Source organism: Curtobacterium sp. 1544 (assembly GCF_040544915.1).
Lineage (GTDB): Bacteria > Actinomycetota > Actinomycetes > Actinomycetales > Microbacteriaceae > Curtobacterium > Curtobacterium pusillum_C.
The window spans coordinates 134,294-152,626 of sequence record NZ_JBEPKX010000006.1 but is presented as its reverse complement, the minus strand read 5'-3'; the positions used below and the strand labels follow the sequence as shown (position 1 = coordinate 152,626).

Genomic DNA, 18,333 nt, shown 5'->3' with positions numbered 1-18,333 from the left:
GTTTTCTGCCCCCGACCGCGGGGGGGGGGCCGCGGGGGGCCCGCGCGTGCGGGCGGCCCCCCCGGGCCCCCCCCCCCCCCCCCCGCGGGGGGGGGGGGGGGCCCCCCGCCCCCCCCCCGCCTCCAGTCCGAACAGGGGTCGCGTCAGGCGCGCGCCTCGGCAGGGGCCGCGTCCGGCGTGCCGGACCGGTCCGCCTCGTCGAGGCCGGCGCTCTTCGTCTCGCGGACGAACAGGAGCGCGACGAGGGTGACCACGGCCGCGATCGTCAGGTACAGACGGACCAGGAAGATGTTCCCGTCCGGCTTCCAGAGCGCCAGGGCGATCGTCGGGGCGAGCGAGGCACCGAGGATCGAGGCGACGTTGTACGCGATCGCCGAACCCGTGTACCGGACGTTCGTGGGGAACAGCTCCGGCAGCAGGGCACCCATCGGGCCGAACGTCAGGCCCATCAGCGACAGGCCCACGATGAGGAAGGTCACGACCGTGATCGGACCGGTCGACGCCGCGAACCAGAACTGGAACGTGAGGCCGAACAGCGCGATGCCGACGGTCGTCGGGATGAGGGTGCGACGACGCCCGAACTTGTCGGCGAGCATGCCGGCGACCGGGGTGAAGATGCCGAAGAACACGACGCCGATCATCAGGAGCGTCAGGAACTCGCCGCGGGTGTAGCCGAGCCCGATCTTCGGGACGAGCGGCCCCGCCTCGGCGCCCGTCGTGCCGTACGACAGCGTGAACGTCGTCATGAAGTAGAAGAGCACGTACGTGGCGACCATGCCGAAGGTGCCGACGATGAGGGGCTTCCACGACGTGCGGAAGACCCGGGCCAGCGGGATCTTCGCGACCGTGCCGGACTCCTGGACACCGCGGAACACCGGGGACTCGACGAGCTTGAACCGCACGTACAGGCCGACGATCACGAGGACCGCCGAGAGCAGGAACGGCAGACGCCAGCCCCAGGCCTGGAAGTCGGGGTTCGGGGTGCCGTCGGCGCCGGCCGGCATCGCCGCGTTGATCGCGATGAACAGGCCGTTGGCGAGCAGGAAGCCGATCGGGGCGCCGAGCTGCGGCATCGAACCGAACACGCCGCGCTTGCCCTTCGGGGCGTTCTCCGTGGCGAGCAGGGCCGCGCCGGACCACTCGCCACCGAGGCCGACGCCCTGTGCGAAGCGCATCACGGCGAGCAGCACGGGGGCCCAGATGCCGATCGAGTCGAACGTCGGCAGGCAGCCGATCAGGAACGTGGCGGTGCCCATCACGAGCAGGGACGCGACGAGGGTCGCCTTGCGGCCGACACGGTCACCGAAGTGGCCGAAGAGGACCGATCCGACCGGACGCGCGAAGAACGCGAGGGCGAAGGTCACGAACGAGGACAGCTGCGACGCCGTCGGGTCCTCGTTCGGGAAGAACAGCGTCGGGAAGACGAGGACCGCGGCCGTCGCGTAGACGTAGAAGTCGTAGAACTCGATGGAGGTGCCGACGAGGCTGGCGATCACGACGCGGGAGCGCGGATTGCCGGCGGTCTTCGGGGCTGCGGGTGCCGGTGCGGCGGACATGGGGTGAGGGGACTCCGTGGGGGAGCGCTCGAGGGGAGCGCAGCGGTCAGCCGGACGGCGGACACCGGTCGGTTCGCGCAGGGTGGCGCGGACACCGATCGGGTGCGTTCGGCTGTGGTGGTGGACCGCTTGTGACGGAAGCCCCCATCCTACGACAGATGTCGTGCACCTGCGAATCAGCCCAGGTGGGCGGGGAGCTGGTGGCCCATCCGGTCGCGCTTCGTGTCGAGGTACCCGGTGTTCTGCGCGGAGACGCCGACGACGAGCGGCACGAGGCTCTCGACCGTGATGCCGTGCTCCTCGAGCTGACGGCGCTTCTCCGGGTTGTTCGAGAGCAGCCGGACGCTCGTGATGCCGAGGTCGGCGAGGATGCCGGCCGCGCCGCCGTACGCGCGAGAGTCGGCGGGGAGGCCGAGCGCGAGGTTCGCGTCGAGGGTGTCGAGGCCGTCTTCCTGCAGGCGGTAGGCCTTCAGCTTGTTGATGAGCCCGATGCCGCGGCCCTCCTGCCCGCGCAGGTAGATCACCACCCCGCCCTCGGCAGCGATCGTGTCGAGGGCCGCGTCGAGCTGCGGACCGCACTCGCACTTGAGCGACCCGAACGCCTCGCCCGTCAGGCACTCCGAGTGCACACGGACGAGCGCGCCGTCGCGGGGAGCGGCACCGTCCGGGCCGGTGCCGATGATCGCGACGTGCTCGGCGCTCGTCACGAGGTCGCGGTAAGCGCGCATCTCGAACGTGCCGTGGGTCGTCGGGACGTTCGTGGACACCTCGAACTGGACCGGGCTCCCGGGGGTGGGGGAGGTGAGTGCGTCGGTCATGGGGTGCTCCGGTCGTTCTGGGGCCCCTCGTCTCCGAGCGCGTCCGCCACCGGCCGGGCCTGGCGGTGGGGTCGAGCTCGGACCAGCAGGTCGGGGCCGAGGCTGGTGGTCGATAGTACGTCCAACCTCCGACGCTCGCCGATGCTTCCCACACCGACGTCATCGAGGGCAACACGGGGGCCGCCGAGCAGGACGGGTGCGAGGTACACGAGGTACTCGTCGACGAGCCCCGCGGCGATGAGCGCCGACGCGACCGTGGGGCCGCCCTCGACGAACACCGAGTGCACACCGTGGCCGCGCAGGGCGCTGAGCGAGGCGGTGAGGTCGTGGCCCGGCAGTGTGACGAGCCCGCGGGGGTGCCGGCGCACGGCGGCGGCGTCGGGGACCGGGCGGTCGCCGAACACCACGGGCAACGGCTGGTCGGCGAGGAGTTCGCCGGCGTCGCCCCGCGCGGTGAGGGTCGGGTCGTCGGCGAGCACGGTCCCGGTGCCGACGAGGATCGCGTCGTGGGCGGCGCGCTGCTCGTGCACGTGCTGGCGCGCGGCGGCACCGGTGATCCACTGGCTCGTGCCGTCGGCGGCGGCGGCGCGGCCGTCCAGGCTCGACGCCCACTTGACGGTGACCCACGGCCGACCCAGGCGGACGGAGAGGAGCCACCGCTCGAGGAACGCCTCGGCCTCGTCAGCGAGCACCCCGGAGACGACCTCGACGCCGGCGGCGCGGAGCCGGTCGCCGCCGCCGTGCACGTCCGAGCCCGGGTCGTCGATCGCGTAGACGACGCGTCCGATGCCGGCCTCGATGAGCGCGACGGCACAGGGGCCGGTGCGGCCGGTGTGGTTGCAGGGTTCGAGCGTGACGACCGCGGTGGCACCGCGGAGGACCTCGGCCGGGACCTTGGTCATCGCGTCGACCTCGGCGTGCGGGGTGCCAGCGCCCTTGTGCCAGCCCTCGGCGAGGACGTCACCGGCGGGGGAGAGGATGACCGCCCCGACGCGGGCGTGGTCACCGACCGCGGGGCCGAGCGCGGCGAGTTCGAGGCCACGGCGCATCGCGCGGACCTCGGCCGGGGTGGGGGTGCTGCTCACGACCCGAGACTACCGGCGTGGGACCGTCAGCCGACGTCGCCGGCGGCGAACGTCTCCACCGGCCAGGCGAGGTCGGACGCCGGGGACCCGTCGGCTCGACGGAGGCCCTTCCACGCCGTCGTCGGCGCACCGTCGCGTCCGGGGATCCGGGCCTCGCCCGTGCCGGTGTACGAGAAGCCGGCGGCCCGTGCGACGGACGCCGACGCCGTGTTGCCCGCGTAGCACTCCCAGTACACGTCGGGAGCGCCCTGCTCGAACGCCCAGTCGAGCACGAGGCCGACGGTGTCGTGCATGAGTCCGGCACCGCGGGCGGACGGCGCGAGCCAGAACCCGAGGTCGCGGTTCGCGGTCCGGTAGCCGACGATGCCCTCGAGCCAGGTCGACCCCGTTCGGCGGATCGCCCAGGTGTACTCGCGGTCGGACGCCCACCCCGGTCCCACGAGGGCGTCGACGAACGTGGTGGCGTCCCGTGCCGTGTACGGCGTCGGGATCGTGGTCCACCGCACGATCGCGGGGTCCTGGCAGGCCTCGGTGATCGCGGCGACGTCCGCCCGGGTGGGCACGTCGAGGTGCACCCGGGCGGACGTCAACGTGACGGGGATCATGTCCGTACCGGCGGTCAGCGCCGGGGACGCGGCACGAAGCCGATGCGCTCGTAGACCTTCGCGAGGGTCTCGGACGCGATCGACTCGGCACGCTCGGCACCGACCTCGAGGAGCCGGTCGAGCTCGGCGGGGTCGTCGAGGAGCTCGAGCGTGCGGGCGCGCACCGGCTCGAGCTCGGCCACGACGGCGTCCGCGACCTCGCCCTTCAGGTCGCCGTAGCCCTTGCCCTGGAACGACTCCTCGAGCGCGGCGACCGGGGTGCCGGTGAACGCCGACAGGATCGACAGCAGGTTCGTGATGCCCGGCTTGGCCTGCCGGTCCGCCCGGATCTCCCGCTCGGTGTCGGTGACCGCCGAACGGATCTTCTTCGCCGTGCGCTTCGGGTCGTCGAGCAGCCGGATGAGGCCGTTGTCGGACGCCGCCGACTTGCTCATCTTGCTCGTCGGGTCCTGCAGGTCGTAGATCCGGGCCGTGTCCGTGAGGATCCGGGCCTCCGGCACGACGAACGTGTCACCGAACCGCGAGTTGAAGCGGCCGGCGAGGTCGCGCGTGAGTTCGACGTGCTGCCGCTGGTCGTCGCCGACCGGCACCACCTTCGTGTCGTACAGCAGGATGTCCGCCGCCATCAGCACCGGGTACGTGAACAGCCCGACCGATGCGGCCTCGGCACCCTGCCGCGCCGACTTGTCCTTGAACTGGGTCATCCGGCTCGCCTCGCCGAAGCCGGTGAGGGTGTTGAGCACCCACGCGAGCTCGGCGTGCGCCGGCACGTGCGACTGCACGAACAGCGTCGCCTTGGTCGGGTCGATGCCCGAGGCGATGTACTGCGCGGCCGTGGCGCGGGTGTTCGCCCGGAGCTCGGCCGGGTCCTGCGGGGAGGTGATCGCGTGCATGTCGACGACGCAGTAGATCGCGTCGTAGTCGTCGAGCAGCGTCCTCCACTGCATGAGCGCGCCGATGTAGTTGCCGAGGTGGAGGGATCCGGCCGAGGGCTGGATGCCCGAGAAGATGCGCGTCTTGGTCATGGTGTTGCTGTCCTGTAGCTGCTGGAGGAGTGGGACATCAGAGTTCGTAGTCGACGACCACGGGGGCGTGGTCGGACCATCGCTGGTCGTACGCCGCGGCCCGGTCGACCGTGTACTGCGTGACCTTCGCGGCGAGCTCCGGGGTCGCCATCTGGTAGTCGATGCGCCAGCCCGTGTCGTTGTCGAACGCCTGGCCGCGCCAGGACCACCAGGTGTACGGCCCCTCGACGTCGCCAGCCTGCTCGCGGCCGACGTCGACCCAGCCCAGGCCGGTACCGGTCGAGCCGTCCGCGCCCTCGACCTCGGTGCCGTCGGCGCCGAAGAAGCGCGAGAAGTAGGCGCGCTCGCGGGGCAGGAAGCCGGCGCGCTTCACGTTGCCCTTCCAGTTCTTGATGTCGCGCTGGTCGTGCCCGACGTTGAGGTCGCCGACGACGACGGCGAGCGGGTTGTGCTCGCGGAGCTTCGGCAGGCGCTCCGTCATCGCGTCGAGGAACTTCCACTTCTCGTCCTGCTTCGGGGTGTCGACCTCGCCCGAGTGGACGTAGGTGGACACCACGGTGACGGTGGTGCCGCCGATCTCGTAGTCGGCCTCGAGCCAGCGGCCTGCCGAGTCGAAGTCGTCGGCGCCGAGCGCCACGCGGTGCACGTGGGCGCTGTGTCGAGAAGCGATCGCGACGCCCGCGCGGCCCTTGGCGGTGGCCGGGTCGTGCACGAGGTCCCACTCGTCGCCGAGCAGGCCGGCGAGGTCGTCGCTCGAAGCACGGACCTCCTGCAGGGCCAGCACGTCGACGTCGCGTGTGGCGAGCCAGTCGCCCATCCCCTTGCGGAAGGCGGCGCGGACGCCGTTCACGTTGACGGATGCGAGGCGCAGGCGTGTCATGCAGAACACCTTATCGGCGGGCGCCGACAGGCCGGACGCACCGGTCGCGGTGGTGGCGACACGACGACGGACTGGAGGCGCGGTGCCAGCTGGCACCGCGCCTCCAGTCCGTCGGGTGGTCGCGTCGAGGACGCGACCCGCGTGGTCAGGCCGCGTCGTGGTCCGTCTTGAGGAACTCGACCAGGCTGTCCGCGGTCGTCTCGGCGTCGTCGCCGTTCACGGTGAGCGTGACCTCGTCGCCGTTCTCGATGCCCAGGCCGAGGAGCGCGAGGATGCTGCCCGCGTTGCCGGACTTCTCGCCCTTCGCGATCGTGACCTGGTGGCCCGACGCCGTCACGGTCTGGACGAACAGGGAGGCGGGGCGGGCGTGCAGGCCGGACGCGCTGGCGACGGTGACGGTGCGGGTGGCTTCGGACATCGATTGACTCCTCGTCGATGGGTGGTGCGCTCATGGTAGCGAGCGCGGTGTGGGCGGGTGCTGGACGGGCGGTGGACGTGGTCAGTCGCGTCCGGGCCAGAAGACCTCGGTGCCGGCGGCCTCGACCTCACGCACGAGGTCGGCGTTCACGGCGGGGTCGGTGATGATCGTGTCGATCGCGGCGAGCGGGGCGACGCGGCCGAACTCCTCGCGCCCGAACTTGGTGTGGTCGGCGAGCAGGATGCTCCGGCGCGCGGACTTGATCATCGCGGACTTCACGGCGGCCTCGGCCATGTTGTGCGTCGTCAGGCCGCGCTCCGGGGTGATCCCGTTGATGCTGATGAAGGCGACGTCGACGCTGACCATGCCGATGAGCTGGTGCGTCCACGTGCCGACCCCGGCGAGGGAGTCGCTGCGGATGTTGCCGCCGAGCAGGTGCAGGTCGATGCCCGGGCGGTTCGCGACGGCCATCGCGACGGGCAGCGAGTGCGTCACGACGGTGAGCCCGCGGTCGGTGGGGAGCATCTCGGCGAGGCAGATCGTCGACGTCCCGGCGTCGATCATGACCGAGCCGTTCTCGGGCAGCTCGCCGAGCGCCGCCTCGGCGATGACCATCTTCTCCGTCTGGTTGATGCCGCCGCGGTCGCCGACGCCGGGGTGGATGGTGATGCGCTCGACGGGGATGGCGCCGCCGTGGGCACGACGGACCAGGCCGCGGCGCTCGAGGCTCGTGAGGTCGCGCCGGATGGTCTCGGGGGTGACCTCGAGCAGCTCGGCGAGGTCCTTGACGTCGACCCGGCCCTGCGCACGCGCCTGTTCGACGATGCGCTGGTGGCGCTCTGGTGCGTACATCGTGGGCCTCGTCGTCTCGGGTCGGAACGGAACGGACACGCTCGGGCACGTCCTCGGCTGATCCGAGCGCTTCGGTTCAGCCGCCAGACGCAAACGGGCATCTGTTTCTGCATTTTTATCCCCGGATGTGTTTGTTTGTCAACGCGGATCGGGGTATGGTGCTGCTCAAGCCGCACGGGCGGGGTTCCCTCCGTGTCGCTGCGCACCGAACGAACCACCCCACCGCAAGCGCGTGTGAGATGAAGGAGTCTCGAATGTCCGAACTGCTCGGAACCGGCGTCGGCCGTGGCGTCGCCCAGGGCCCCGTGCTCCGGATGGCGGACCCGCTCGGCGAACCGTCGACCGCCGCGCTCGAGGGCTCGGCCGACGACGCGAAGCAGGCCGTGGCCTCGGCGATCGCCGCGGTGGCGGAGGACCTCAACAAGCGCGGACAGCTCGCCGGTGGCGACGCCCAGGCCGTGCTCGAGGCGCAGGCGCTCATGGCGCAGGACCCGACGCTCCTCGACGACGTGCACGCACGCATCGACGGCGGCACCAACCCCGAGCGTGCCGTGCACGAGGCGTTCGCCCAGTTCCGCGACCTGCTCGTCGGCATGGGTGGCTACATGGGGGAGCGCGCGGCCGACCTCGACGACGTCGCCCAGCGCATCGTCGCCAAGCTCCGCGGCGTCGCAGCCCCGGGTGTGCCCGAGTCGGACACCCCCTTCGTGCTCGTCGCCCGCGACCTCGCGCCGGCGGACACCGCGCTCCTCGACCTCGACAAGGTCCTCGCGCTCGTCACCCGTGACGGCGGCCCGACCTCGCACACCGCGATCCTCGCCCGGGCGAAGGGCATCACCGCGATCGTCGGCGTGACCGGCGCGGACGACCTGTCCGACGGCACCGTCGTCGTCGTGGACGCGGCCGCCGGCACCGTCGTGACCGACCCGTCCGCCGAGCTCGTCGCCGACGTCGAGCAGCGCATCGCCGACCGCCTCGCCGCGGCCGCCGCCCCGCTCACCGCCGGCGCCCTCGCCGACGGACACACCGTCCCCCTGCTCGCGAACCTCGGCAGCCCGGCCGACGCCGCGGGCGCCGTTGCTCTCGGTGCGGAGGGCGTGGGGCTCTTCCGCACCGAGTTCCTCTTCCTCGACTCGCCGAAGGCGCCGACCGTCGACGAGCAGAAGGCCTCCTACAAGCAGCTGCTCGAGGCGTTCCCCGGCAAGAAGGTCGTCGTCCGCGCCCTCGACGCCGGTGCCGACAAGCCGCTGCCGTTCCTCACCGACAAGGACGAGGAGAACCCGGCCCTCGGGCGACGCGGCCTCCGCGCACTCCGGAACCACCCCGAGGTCCTGCGCGACCAGCTCACCGCGCTCGCCCAGGCCGACGCCGAGACCGAGGCCGACCTCTGGGTGATGGCTCCGATGGTCGCCGACGCCGAGGAGACCGAGTACTTCGTCGACCTCGCCCGTGAGCTCGGCATCCGCACCGCCGGTGTGATGGCCGAGGTCCCCTCGCTCGCGCTGATGGCCGAGCAGGTCTTCACCTCCGCCGACTTCGTGTCCATCGGTACGAACGACCTGACCCAGTACACGATGGCCGCCGACCGCATGCTCGGCACCGTCGCGTCCTACCAGGACCCGTGGCACCCCGCCGTCCTCCGGCTCGTCGCGCAGCTCGGCTCCGCCGGGTCCGACGCCGGCAAGGCCGTGGGCATCTGCGGCGAGGCAGCAGCCGACCCGCTGCTCGCCGTCGTCCTCGTCGGTCTCGGCGCCACGACCCTCTCCATGACCCCCGCGGCCCTCGCCGACGTGCGCGCCGAACTCGGCAGGCACACGCTCGACCAGGCCCGCGAGATGGCACAGGCGGCACTCGCCGCGAGCACGGCGGCGGCCGCGAAGTCCGCCGCGGCCGCGGCGCACGCCGTCTGAGCCGACCAGCACCACACCCCTTCACCGCAGCAGCACCACCACACAGAAAGTCACCGCACATGACAACGTCGTCCGTTGCAGCGCCCGACGCTCCCGCGAAGTCGCGGGGCGGCGCACGCGTCGCCGTTCAGAAGTTCGGCACGTTCCTCTCCGGCATGGTCATGCCCAACATCGCGATCTTCATCGCGTGGGGCATCATCACCGCCTTCTTCATCGAGACCGGCTGGACGCCCGTGGGCATCCTCGGCGGCTTCGGTGAGACGGGCGGCGTCGCCAACGTCGGCCTCGTCGGGCCGATCCTGACCTACCTCATCCCGCTCGCGATCGCGATCCAGGGTGGCCGGATGATCTACGATACCCGCGGTGCGGTGGTCGGTTCGATCATGACCATGGGCGTCATCATCGGTGCGAACGGCACCACGATGATCCTCGGCGCGATGATCTGCGGTCCGCTCGGCGCGTACCTCATCAAGCAGATCGACAAGCTCTGGGACGGCAAGATCAAGCCGGGCTTCGAGATGCTCGTCAACAACTACGCGGCCGGCATCCTCGGCTTCGGGCTCGCCATGGCCGGGTTCTTCTGGCTCGCGCCGCTCTTCAAGCTCATCGCCGAGGGCCTCGGCGACGCGGTGAACTTCCTCGTCCAGCACTCGCTGCTCCCGCTCGCCAGCGTGATCATCGAGCCGGCCAAGGTGTTCTTCCTCAACAACGCCATCAACCACGGTGTGCTCGACCAGCTCGGCGCGCAGCAGGTGCAGGAGTCCGGCAAGTCGATCCTGTTCCTCCTCGAGGCGAACCCCGGCCCCGGTCTCGGCATCCTGCTCGCCTTCACGTTCTTCGGTGTCGGCATCGCCCGCTCGACCGCTCCCGGCGCGATCATCATCCAGTTCTTCGGCGGCATCCACGAGATCTACTTCCCGTACGTGCTGCAGAAGCCGGTCCTGTTCATCGCCGTCATCCTCGGTGGTGCCACGGGCGTCGCGACGAACGTCGCCTTCAAGTCCGGCCTCGTCGCCCCGGCGTCGCCTGGCTCGATCTTCGCCGTGCTCGGCGCGACGGAGCGGAACAGCTTCCTCGGCGTCATCCTGTCGGTCATCCTCTCCGCAGCGGTCTCGTTCGCCGTGGCGTCGTTCTTCCTCATCGCGACCCGCAAGCGTGACCTGGCGAACGGTGGTGGCGACATGAGCGCCGCGATGGCGAAGCTCCAGGCCAACAAGGGCCGCGACGTGAACGCCGCGACCTCGGGCCTGCTCGGCAACAACTCCCCGGCGAACGAGCAGGAGTCGGAGGCCGCCCTCGGCGGTGTCGGCGCCGGCACGGCCACCGCCACCCGCGTCGAGAACGTCGTGTTCGCCTGCGACGCCGGCATGGGGTCCAGCGCCATGGGCGCGAGCGTCCTCCGCAACAAGGTGAAGAAGGCGGGCATCGAGGGCGTCACGGTCGTCAACAAGGCGATCGCGAACCTCGACGGCACCGAGGACCTCATCATCACGCAGGAGGAGCTGACGGACCGCGCGAAGCAGAAGAACCCGGGCGCGCAGCACGTCTCGGTCGGCAACTTCATGAACGCGCCGCAGTACGACGAGGTCGTCGAACAGCTCAAGAACCAGTAACGCAGTGCAGTATCGGAGGGGACGGCGAACGCCGTCCCCTCCACCACGTCCTCGAACAACAAGGAGAACCACCGATGCCCGTCCTGCAGGAGAGCCAGATCCGCATCCACACCGAGGACACCGCGCCGACCAAGTCGGAGGCGATGAAGGAGGCGGCCGAGATCCTCGAGGCTGCGGGCGCGGTCACGGCGGACTACTACCCGGCGATGCTCGAGCGTGAGAAGAGCGTGTCCACGTACATGGGCAACTTCCTCGCGATCCCGCACGGCACGAACGACGCGAAGGACGCCATCAAGTCGTCGGCGCTGTCGTTCATCCGCTACGCGAGCCCGATCGACTGGGACGGCAACCCGGTGCGCTTCGTCGTCGGCATCGCGGGCGTCAACAACGAGCACCTCGACATCCTGTCCAAGATCGCGATCGTGTTCTCCGACGAGGACGAGGTCCAGAAGCTCACCGACGCGCCCGACACCGCGGCGATCCTGTCGATCCTCGGCGAGGTCAACGAGTGAGCACCCCCACCGCCGTCCACTTCGGCGCGGGCAACATCGGCCGCGGCTTCGTCGGACTGCTCCTGCACGAGGCCGGCTACGAAGTCGTCTTCGCCGACGTCGCCGCACCACTCATCGATGCGCTGGCCGCCGCCGACTCGTACACCGTGCACGAGGTCGGCGCGAACGCCCGCGACCACGAGGTCACGAACTTCCGCGCCCTGAACAGTGCGCAGGACGAAGCGGCCGTCGTCGCCGAGATCGCCACCGCGTCGATCGTGACCTGCGCGGTCGGGCCGAACGTGCTGAAGTTCATCGCTCCGGTGATCGCCGCCGCGCTCCAGCAGCGCGACGCCGGTGCCCCGCCGATCGCCGTCATGGCGTGCGAGAACGCCCTCAACGCCACGGACCGCCTGCGCGAGTTCATCGTCGAGGCGCTCCCGACCGACGTCCGCGACCAGGCCCTCGCCAAGGCCGTCTTCGCGAACACCGCGGTGGACCGCATCGTCCCGGCGCAGCCCGAGGGCGGCGGCCTCGACGTCACGGTCGAGACGTACTTCGAGTGGGCCATCGACCGGACCCCGTTCGGTGGCACCGAGCCGGAGATCCCCGGCGCGCACTACGTCGACGGCCTCGCAGCGTCGATCGAACGGAAGCTCTTCACGGTCAACACGGGCCACGCCACGGTCGCCTACCACGGCTTCCTCGCGGGCGCGGACAAGATCTCCGACGCGATCGCGATCCCCGCGGTCCGCTCCGAACTCGAGTCGGTCCTCGCCGAGACGAGCGACCTGCTGGTCCGTCGGCACGAGCTCGACCCCGAGGTGCACCGCGCCTACGTGCAGGCGATCATCGGTCGTTTCGAGAACCCGCACCTGCCCGATACGGTGACGCGGGTCGGTCGGCAGCCGCTGCGGAAGCTCTCGCGGGACGAGCGTTTCGTGTCGCCCGCCGCAGCCCTCGCCGAGGACGGCACCGAGCCCACGGCGCTGCTCGACGCGATGGGTGCGGCGCTCCGCTTCGACGTCGCGGACGACGAGCAGAGCGTCGAGCTGCAGACGTTGCTGCGCTCTGACCGGAGCGACGCGGCCGTCGTCACGGAGATCACCGGTCTCGACGAGCAGCACCCGCTGCACGCCGCGTTCGCGGATCGGGTGCGTTCCGCGCGCGCCTAGCGTTCCCACCTGACGGACGGGAGGCACGGTGCCAGCTGGCACCGTGCCTCCCGTCCGTCTTGGGTGAGGCTCACCAGCCGAGGGCCGCCAGGAGTTCCGACACCGTCGTGATCGTGGCGCGGCCGAGGTCTGCCACGGCGATGCGCCCCGGGCGGCTGAGCGCCGCATCGGCGCGGAGCACGACGACCCCGGCGACGCCGGCGTCCCGCACCACCCGCGTGTCCACCGCGGTCGGCTTCGCCGCGCGGTCGACGAGCACGACCACCGAACGGCCGAGCAGCGTCGGGTCGGGCTCGTGCGCGATCGACGTGAGCGCCTCGCGCACGTCGGCGGCACCGTCGACGGTCGCTCGGCCGACGACGACGAGGCAGTTCTCCGGCGTCGCCGCGAGCGCCGCGGCCGGCCCGACGTGCGCTCCCATGTCGTGCAGGGTCACCCGCGTGGTCGCCGGCTCGAGCGACGGCAGTCGGGCGGCGAGCTCACCGCCGGAGTGGTCCGTCGCCTGCACGACCACGCCGAGTCGGCCGCCGATCGCGTCCGCGAGGAGTGCCGCGACCGTGGTCGTGCCGGTGCCGCCGGCGACCCCCGTGACGATGACCGTCCGGGCACGCTGCAGGGCCGCGCGCCGTGATCCGGGCATCGGAGGGAGCGGAGCCGAGGTCGGTGGGAGGTCGCTCACGAGCCGTCCTCCACGAGGACCTGGGCGCCGATCGCTGCGGCGAACGCGCGGGCGATCTCGACACCGACGTCACCGGCGGACCCCCACGGTGCCCACGCCTCGGTCCACCACACCGGACCGTCGACGGTCGCCCACGGTGCCAGACGCGTGACCTCGGCGGTGTTCTCGACGTACTCGGGCACCTGGACGCTGAGCACCGCGGAGCCCCGGCGGTCGACGACCTCGGTCACCGCACCGCCCTCGAGCGTCCGGACGCGCAGGTCGGGCGCCACGTCGGCACCGGCGTCGACGAACGCCGCGAGCTCGGGCGCGCTCGCGGACAGGATGAGGACGTCACGGGGCATCGACGGCTCCCTTCGGGTCGAGGACGGTGGTCTGGCCCGCGGCGTCGGAGCGCGCCGGCTGCGTCGTCGGAGCCGCGGCGAAGTGGGCCACCTGCACGATCCGGGGCGCGGTGCCGCGGCGCACGAGACGGCCGCGTCCGGGCGGGAACTGCTCGGCGTAGACCTTCGGGAAGACCTGGCCCTCGGACCGCTCGCCGCTCAGTACGAGTCCGGTGGCCCCGGAGTCCCGGATGGACTGGATCACGGTGTCGTACATCGCACGCGCGGCACCGGCGACCGGTCGCGTCAGGACGACGTGCAGCCCGAGGTCGCGCGCGGACGGCAGGTACGGCATGAGCGGCGCGAGCGGGTCGGTGCCTGCCGAGGCGACGATGTCGTAGTCGTCGACGAGGACCACGATGCGCGGCCGAGGACCGGTCGAGGTGCCGGCGGCCCGCTGTTCGAGCTCGGCGGCGATGGCGGCCGCCAGCCCGCGGGCGTCCCGGCCGTTCGCAGCGTGCCCGCCGAGGAAGTCGTCCGGGGTGCCCGCCGCAGCACCGCCTCGGACGTCCATGAAGGCGAGGACGAGCTCGTCCGGGCTCGACCGTTCCATGAACCCGGCGGCGAGGCCCCGGAGGAGTGCGGTCTTGCCGCTGGCGGTGTCACCGAACACGAGCAGGTGCTGGTCGACCGCGGGGTCGAACGCCACGAAGTCCATCGTGTCCTGCCGCAGCGCGAACGGCACGGTGTCCGGCGAGGCGAGCGGGTCCGGCAGCTCGGCGGGGTCGAACGACTCCGGGAGCAGCCGGATCGGCGCTGCCGCGGGGCCGCCCCAGCTGTCCGCGACGCGCTGGGCGAGTGCCGCCAGCTCGTCGCCGACCGCACCGTCCTCGACGTCGTCGAGCACCGGCAGCGCGACCTGGCCGAACAGCTCGTCGCCGGTCAGGACGCGGCCCGGCTCACCGGACTTCAGGGTGGCCGCCGCCGCGCGGGCGATGGTCGAGTCGGCCGGGTCGTTCAGCCGCAGCTCGAAGCGCTGCCCGATGAGCGGCTGGTTCGCGAGCCGCAGCTCGTTCCAGCGGGTGAGTGCGACGATGACGTGGATGCCGAAGCTGCCACCGCGCTGGAGCAGGTCGCCGAAGGCGTCCTCGAGTTCCTCGAACTCGGTACGCATCACGCCGAAGCCGTCGATGAGCAGGACGACGTCGGCGGACCCCAGCTCGGGCACCCGTCCGGCGGCGTGCCGGCTCCGCAGCATGGCGAGCGAGTCGATGCCGTGGTCGCGGAACACCCGCTCGCGCAACCGGATCATCGCCTGGAGCTCCTCGACGAGGCGGAGCAGGCGGTTCCGGTCGGCCCGGGTCGCGACGCCACCGACGTGCGGGAAGCCCTCGATGCGGCCGAGGCCACCGCCGGCCAGGTCCATGCCGTACACGCTCACCTGGCGCGGCGTCGTGGTGAGCGCGATGGACGCGGCGACCGAACGCAGGAAGGTGGTCCGACCGGAACCGGGCGCGCCGATGACCGCGACGTGGCCGCCGCCCTGCGTGAGGTCGAGCATCCACGGCCGCTGCCGCTGGCGTGCCGGGTCGTCGAGCAGACCGATCGGCACCGTGATGCCGGTCGGGTCCGCATCGGCGTTCGGGTCGAGCACGGCGCCGAGCGCCAGACGGGTGGGCAGCGGCGGGAGCCACACCGGCGTCGTCGCCCGGTCGCCGCGGCCGAGGCGTTCGACCGCCTCGTCGACCACGCTCCGGCCGACGTCGGGGGACTCGAGCGTCGCCTCGCCCGGTTCGTCGTCCTCGGTCGCGAGGGTGTTGTAGACCGGCAGCTCGAACGGCTCCGGCGCGGTGTCGGCGGACGTCGGTGCCGCGGCCGAGGCGGGGGAGGCGTCCTCGATCGGGCCGGACACGTAGCCGGACCGGAACCGGGTGTACACGCTGGTGTCGACCTTCAGGTAGCCGTAGCCCGGGACCGCGGGCAGGTGGAACGCGTCGCCGGTGTCCAGGACGACCTGGCTCTCGGCCTCCGAGAAGGTGCGGAGTCCGAGCCGGTACGACAGGTAGGTGTCGAGGCCACGGAGCTTGCCGGCTTCGATCCGCTGGCTGGAGAGCAGCAGGTGCACGCCGATGGAGCGCCCGATGCGGCCGATCATGAGCAGCAGGTCGACGAACTCGGGTTCCGCCGTGAGCAGTTCGCCGAACTCGTCGATCACGAGCACGAGGTGCGGCATCGGCGGCAGCTCGGGCCGGTGCGTGCGGAGCTCCCGGTAGTGCGTGATCGACGGCGCGGCCCCGGCGTCGCGGAGCATCTCCTGGCGACGGCGCACCTCGCCCGCGATGGACGCACGCGCACGGCGGGTGAGCTGCGGGTCGTCGGCGAGGTTGTCGATGAGGCCGGCGACGTGCGGCAACCGGGCGAACGGGGCGAACGCCGCACCGCCCTTGTAGTCGACGAGGATCATCGCGAGGTCCTCCGGCGGGTGCGACACCGCGAGGCCGAGCACCAGTGTGCGGAGCATCTCGCTCTTGCCGGAACCGGTGGCGCCGATGCAGATGCCGTGCGGCCCCATGCCGAGCTGCGCCGACTCCTTCAGGTCGAGCAACAGCGGGGCGCCGAAGTCGTCGACGCCGATCGGCACGCGCAGGAAGTCACGCGGTGCACGGGGACGCCAGGTGCGGTCGGGGTCGATCGTCGTGACGTCCTCCACCCCGAGCAGGTCGGTGACGCCGATCGCGGCCGACGACTCGGCGCGTTCCTCGGCGTCGGCGGACAACCGCAGGGGAGCGAGCGCGCGGGCGACGGCGGTGACGAGGGTCGGGGCGACCGGGTCGCAGACGGCTGCCTGCACGGGGGCGGGCTCGCCCTCGGCCACGTCGCGCGCGTCGACGATCTCGAGCAGGGTGCGACCGGAGCCGTCTTCGGGCGTGGACGACCGTGCCGTCACGCGCACCCGCACGTCCGAGGGTTCGTGCAGTCTGTCGGCGACGAGGTGCACCACCGTGATGCGGAGGTCCTCCGGGCGGGTCTCGCCCTCCGGCAGCGCGAGGGGGACGGCCACGCTGCCGTGCTCGTCCGCGACGACCACGAGACGTGGGAGGTCGCTCCGCTTGCCCGAGTCGCCCGACCGCCGCCACATCGCCGCGGTCCGGGCGCGCTCGCCGAGTTCCCCCGCGAGGGTGCGGGCGAGCGTCGGGACGTCCTCGGCCACCCGCCGGGCGCGCAGCGGGCCGTCGAAGGTGCGGTCCATCCGGGCGTGCGGGAGCAGGTCGAACCAGTCCCAGTCGTCCGCGCGGTCGGCCGGGAACGCCGCCGCGAGGTGCAGGTCCTCCGGCGCGTGCATCGCCGCGAGCTGGGCGACGAGGGCACGGGCGACGTCGAGCACGGCGGCTCGGTCGCCGACCACCGAGACGTCACCGGCGTCGTCGAGCCGGATCGCGATCGGCATGGCGTGCACGGTCCCGTAGTGCTCGGCCACCTGCTCGAGCTCGGCGAGCATCAGCGGGTCGAGGGGCTGCACGGGGTTCTGGTCCGGCGGCACCGTGAGGTCGAGCCAGGCGACGTCGCCCGAGCCGACCCGGACGCGCAGGAAGTCGGCGTGGGCCCGACGACGCTCCCACAGCCGCGCCGGGTCCCCGACGAGCCGGGGGAGGGTGTCCGGCGTCGGGTCGACGTGCTCGGCGCGTTCGCGCACCGCCGTCGTCCGGGCACGGAGGTCGCCGCGGAGCTCCTCGAGGTAGTCGAGGTACCGCTCACGCTGGGTGCGACGGTTGCGCACGGCGTTGCCGCGCTGGGTGAACGCCATGCCGAGGCCACCGACGAGGGCGACCACGAAGACCAGCGCCGCGACGACCATGAGCACCGGGTTGTTGCCCCGCAGCACGACCATCATCACGACGGACGAGATCGCACCGACCACGGGCAGCAGGGACTGCAGGGGGATGCCGCCGCTCGGGCCCTCGGGGAGCTGGGGCGGCGGGGCGAGCTGCTCGGCGTCGGGGCGGACGAGCGGCGTGGAGACCCGTGCGGGTCGGTGCACGATGCGGTTCACCGGGACACCTCCGGTGCGTGACGGTCGACGCGGCGGTCGACGGCGGCGTCGACGAGGGCCGCGGTGAGCTGGATGAGGGCGATGCGTGAGGCCGTCGGACGGTCGCCGCCGCCGGTGACGCTCGGATCGCTCGGGATCGGGTGCACGGCGTGGTCGGGCCACTCCGCGGCCGTGCGAGCCGCGCGGAGCCCGGTGCCGGTGGTGTCGACGGGGACGACGAGCACGCGCGACCCGGGTGCGTGTCGACGGATCGCGTCGGCGTGCGCCACGCCCTCCTCGACCGACGGTCGGTCCGGTCCGGTGACGAGCGCGACGACGTGCGCGTCCGCGGCGACGGCACCGAGGTCGACGAAGGGACTGCGGGACCCCCAGTCGCCGACGACGACGTCGAAGAAGCGGGCGATCGGGTCGACGGCGTCGGTCCAGTCCGCGGGCGCCGCCTGACGGCTCGGGAGGCGCGGGTCGCCGATCCGGAGCACGTGCAGTCCCGAGCCGGTCACGGCCAGACCGTCGGTCGCGTCCCACGAGGTCCGTGCGGCACTGCGGCGCTCGGACGGCGGCGTCGGTTCGGTGCGGTCGGCGCCGGCGTGCATCGCGAACGAGCGCAGCCCGGCGGCGCCGTCCACCCCGAGGACGCGTCCGGACCGGCGTCGTGCCAGCACCGTCGCGACGGCCGCCGCGGTCGCGGAACAGCCCGTCCCGCCGCGCAGCGACGCGAAGGCGATGCGCCGGCTCGTCGGCACGCCCTGCCGGATCGCCCGGTGCGCGTCGTCGAGTTCGCGCGCCCCGCCGGCCACACTGCCGAAGAACGCCCGTCCGAGTGCGGGGACCACGTCGTCGAAGAGCCGCATC

At 72.2% G+C, this 18,333-nt stretch carries 15 protein-coding genes and 1 pseudogene; 4 read left to right on the top strand and 12 right to left on the bottom strand.

Going from position 1 to position 18,333, the window contains the following annotated elements; all coding sequences use genetic code 11:
* Positions 1-143: 143 nt before the first annotated feature.
* The 8 genes and pseudogenes from ABIC61_RS05975 to ABIC61_RS05940 form a co-directional block, all read right to left on the bottom strand.
* On the bottom strand, positions 144-1,556 hold the full coding sequence (locus ABIC61_RS05975; RefSeq protein ID WP_354029168.1) for an MFS transporter: 1,413 nt from the start codon (positions 1,554-1,556) through the stop codon (positions 144-146).
* A 176-nt stretch (positions 1,557-1,732) separates the two neighbouring features.
* Positions 1,733-2,341 (bottom strand): annotated as a pseudogene (gene ribA / locus ABIC61_RS05970) (GTP cyclohydrolase II); the annotation flags it as partial.
* Positions 2,342-2,370: 29 nt separating this feature from the next.
* Positions 2,371-3,423 carry a bifunctional diaminohydroxyphosphoribosylaminopyrimidine deaminase/5-amino-6-(5-phosphoribosylamino)uracil reductase RibD gene (ribD, locus tag ABIC61_RS05965; protein WP_354029170.1) on the bottom strand — a complete coding sequence of 351 codons (1,053 nt, stop codon included), beginning with the start codon at positions 3,421-3,423 and terminating at the stop codon, positions 2,371-2,373.
* Between the two features lie 62 nt (positions 3,424-3,485).
* Positions 3,486-4,064, bottom strand: a complete 579-nt coding sequence (locus ABIC61_RS05960; RefSeq protein WP_354029167.1) for a GNAT family N-acetyltransferase — start codon at positions 4,062-4,064, stop codon at positions 3,486-3,488.
* Positions 4,065-4,078: 14 nt separating this feature from the next.
* Positions 4,079-5,089 (bottom strand): tryptophan--tRNA ligase, encoded by a 1,011-nt coding sequence (trpS, locus tag ABIC61_RS05955; protein ID WP_354029166.1) that lies wholly within the window; start codon positions 5,087-5,089, stop codon positions 4,079-4,081.
* Between the two features lie 37 nt (positions 5,090-5,126).
* Positions 5,127-5,969 (bottom strand): exodeoxyribonuclease III, encoded by an 843-nt coding sequence (locus ABIC61_RS05950; RefSeq protein WP_354029165.1) that lies wholly within the window; start codon positions 5,967-5,969, stop codon positions 5,127-5,129.
* A gap of 145 nt (positions 5,970-6,114) precedes the next feature.
* Positions 6,115-6,387 (bottom strand): HPr family phosphocarrier protein, encoded by a 273-nt coding sequence (locus ABIC61_RS05945; protein ID WP_144752251.1) that lies wholly within the window; start codon positions 6,385-6,387, stop codon positions 6,115-6,117.
* A gap of 81 nt (positions 6,388-6,468) precedes the next feature.
* Positions 6,469-7,239 (bottom strand): DeoR/GlpR family DNA-binding transcription regulator, encoded by a 771-nt coding sequence (locus ABIC61_RS05940; RefSeq protein ID WP_144752254.1) that lies wholly within the window; start codon positions 7,237-7,239, stop codon positions 6,469-6,471.
* Between the two features lie 254 nt (positions 7,240-7,493).
* Between ABIC61_RS05940 and ptsP the strand changes: the two genes are divergently transcribed.
* The 4 genes from ptsP to ABIC61_RS05920 all read left to right on the top strand — a co-directional run bounded on the left by ptsP (position 7,494) and on the right by ABIC61_RS05920 (position 12,428).
* Positions 7,494-9,149: a phosphoenolpyruvate--protein phosphotransferase gene (ptsP, locus tag ABIC61_RS05935; RefSeq protein WP_144752257.1), complete on the top strand. Its 1,656-nt coding sequence runs from the start codon at positions 7,494-7,496 to the stop codon at positions 9,147-9,149.
* A 59-nt stretch (positions 9,150-9,208) separates the two neighbouring features.
* Entirely contained in the window at positions 9,209-10,762 is a 1,554-nt protein-coding gene (locus ABIC61_RS05930) for a PTS mannitol transporter subunit IIBC (protein ID WP_354029164.1), read from the top strand.
* A gap of 74 nt (positions 10,763-10,836) precedes the next feature.
* Positions 10,837-11,274, top strand: a complete 438-nt coding sequence (locus ABIC61_RS05925; RefSeq protein WP_079236519.1) for a PTS mannitol transporter subunit IIA — start codon at positions 10,837-10,839, stop codon at positions 11,272-11,274.
* Entirely contained in the window at positions 11,271-12,428 is a 1,158-nt protein-coding gene (locus ABIC61_RS05920) for a mannitol-1-phosphate 5-dehydrogenase (RefSeq protein ID WP_354029163.1), read from the top strand. Before ABIC61_RS05925 ends, ABIC61_RS05920 begins: the two co-directional genes overlap by 4 nt.
* A gap of 70 nt (positions 12,429-12,498) precedes the next feature.
* On the opposite strand, the gene ABIC61_RS05915 is transcribed toward ABIC61_RS05920, so the two are convergent.
* Genes ABIC61_RS05915 through ABIC61_RS05900 form a run of 4 tightly spaced genes read right to left on the bottom strand, consistent with a single transcriptional unit; the run spans position 12,499 to position 18,332 of the window.
* Positions 12,499-13,068, bottom strand: coding sequence for a hypothetical protein (locus tag ABIC61_RS05915; protein ID WP_354029162.1), 570 nt, complete (start codon positions 13,066-13,068; stop codon positions 12,499-12,501).
* 35 nt (positions 13,069-13,103) lie between these two features.
* Positions 13,104-13,451 carry a hypothetical protein gene (locus ABIC61_RS05910; RefSeq protein WP_354029161.1) on the bottom strand — a complete coding sequence of 116 codons (348 nt, stop codon included), beginning with the start codon at positions 13,449-13,451 and terminating at the stop codon, positions 13,104-13,106.
* Positions 13,441-17,481 carry a type VII secretion protein EccCa gene (eccCa, locus tag ABIC61_RS05905; RefSeq protein WP_354029160.1) on the bottom strand — a complete coding sequence of 1,347 codons (4,041 nt, stop codon included), beginning with the start codon at positions 17,479-17,481 and terminating at the stop codon, positions 13,441-13,443. The genes ABIC61_RS05910 and eccCa overlap by 11 nt, the downstream gene beginning before the upstream one ends.
* Positions 17,478-18,332: a hypothetical protein gene (locus ABIC61_RS05900; protein WP_354029159.1), complete on the bottom strand. Its 855-nt coding sequence runs from the start codon at positions 18,330-18,332 to the stop codon at positions 17,478-17,480. The genes eccCa and ABIC61_RS05900 overlap by 4 nt, the downstream gene beginning before the upstream one ends.
* Between the last annotated feature and the right edge of the window lies 1 nt (position 18,333).

Excerpts from the sequence above, each read along its gene's own strand:
- ABIC61_RS05945 (WP_144752251.1), bottom strand. The coding sequence starts at position 6,387 with ATGTCCGAAGCCACCCGCACCGTCACCGTCGCCAGCGCGTCCGGCCTG.
- ABIC61_RS05950 (WP_354029165.1), bottom strand. The coding sequence starts at position 5,969 with ATGACACGCCTGCGCCTCGCATCCGTCAACGTGAACGGCGTCCGCGCC.
- ABIC61_RS05930 (WP_354029164.1), top strand. The coding sequence starts at position 9,209 with ATGACAACGTCGTCCGTTGCAGCGCCCGACGCTCCCGCGAAGTCGCGG.
- ABIC61_RS05925 (WP_079236519.1), top strand. The coding sequence starts at position 10,837 with ATGCCCGTCCTGCAGGAGAGCCAGATCCGCATCCACACCGAGGACACC.
- ABIC61_RS05975 (WP_354029168.1), bottom strand. The coding sequence starts at position 1,556 with ATGTCCGCCGCACCGGCACCCGCAGCCCCGAAGACCGCCGGCAATCCG.
- ABIC61_RS05940 (WP_144752254.1), bottom strand. The coding sequence starts at position 7,239 with ATGTACGCACCAGAGCGCCACCAGCGCATCGTCGAACAGGCGCGTGCG.
- ABIC61_RS05910 (WP_354029161.1), bottom strand. The coding sequence starts at position 13,451 with ATGCCCCGTGACGTCCTCATCCTGTCCGCGAGCGCGCCCGAGCTCGCG.
- ABIC61_RS05915 (WP_354029162.1), bottom strand. The coding sequence starts at position 13,068 with ATGCCCGGATCACGGCGCGCGGCCCTGCAGCGTGCCCGGACGGTCATC.
- ABIC61_RS05960 (WP_354029167.1), bottom strand. The coding sequence starts at position 4,064 with ATGATCCCCGTCACGTTGACGTCCGCCCGGGTGCACCTCGACGTGCCC.
- ABIC61_RS05900 (WP_354029159.1), bottom strand. The coding sequence starts at position 18,332 with ATGCGGCTCTTCGACGACGTGGTCCCCGCACTCGGACGGGCGTTCTTC.
- trpS (WP_354029166.1), bottom strand. The coding sequence starts at position 5,089 with ATGACCAAGACGCGCATCTTCTCGGGCATCCAGCCCTCGGCCGGATCC.
- ptsP (WP_144752257.1), top strand. The coding sequence starts at position 7,494 with ATGTCCGAACTGCTCGGAACCGGCGTCGGCCGTGGCGTCGCCCAGGGC.
- ribD (WP_354029170.1), bottom strand. The coding sequence starts at position 3,423 with ATGCGCCGTGGCCTCGAACTCGCCGCGCTCGGCCCCGCGGTCGGTGAC.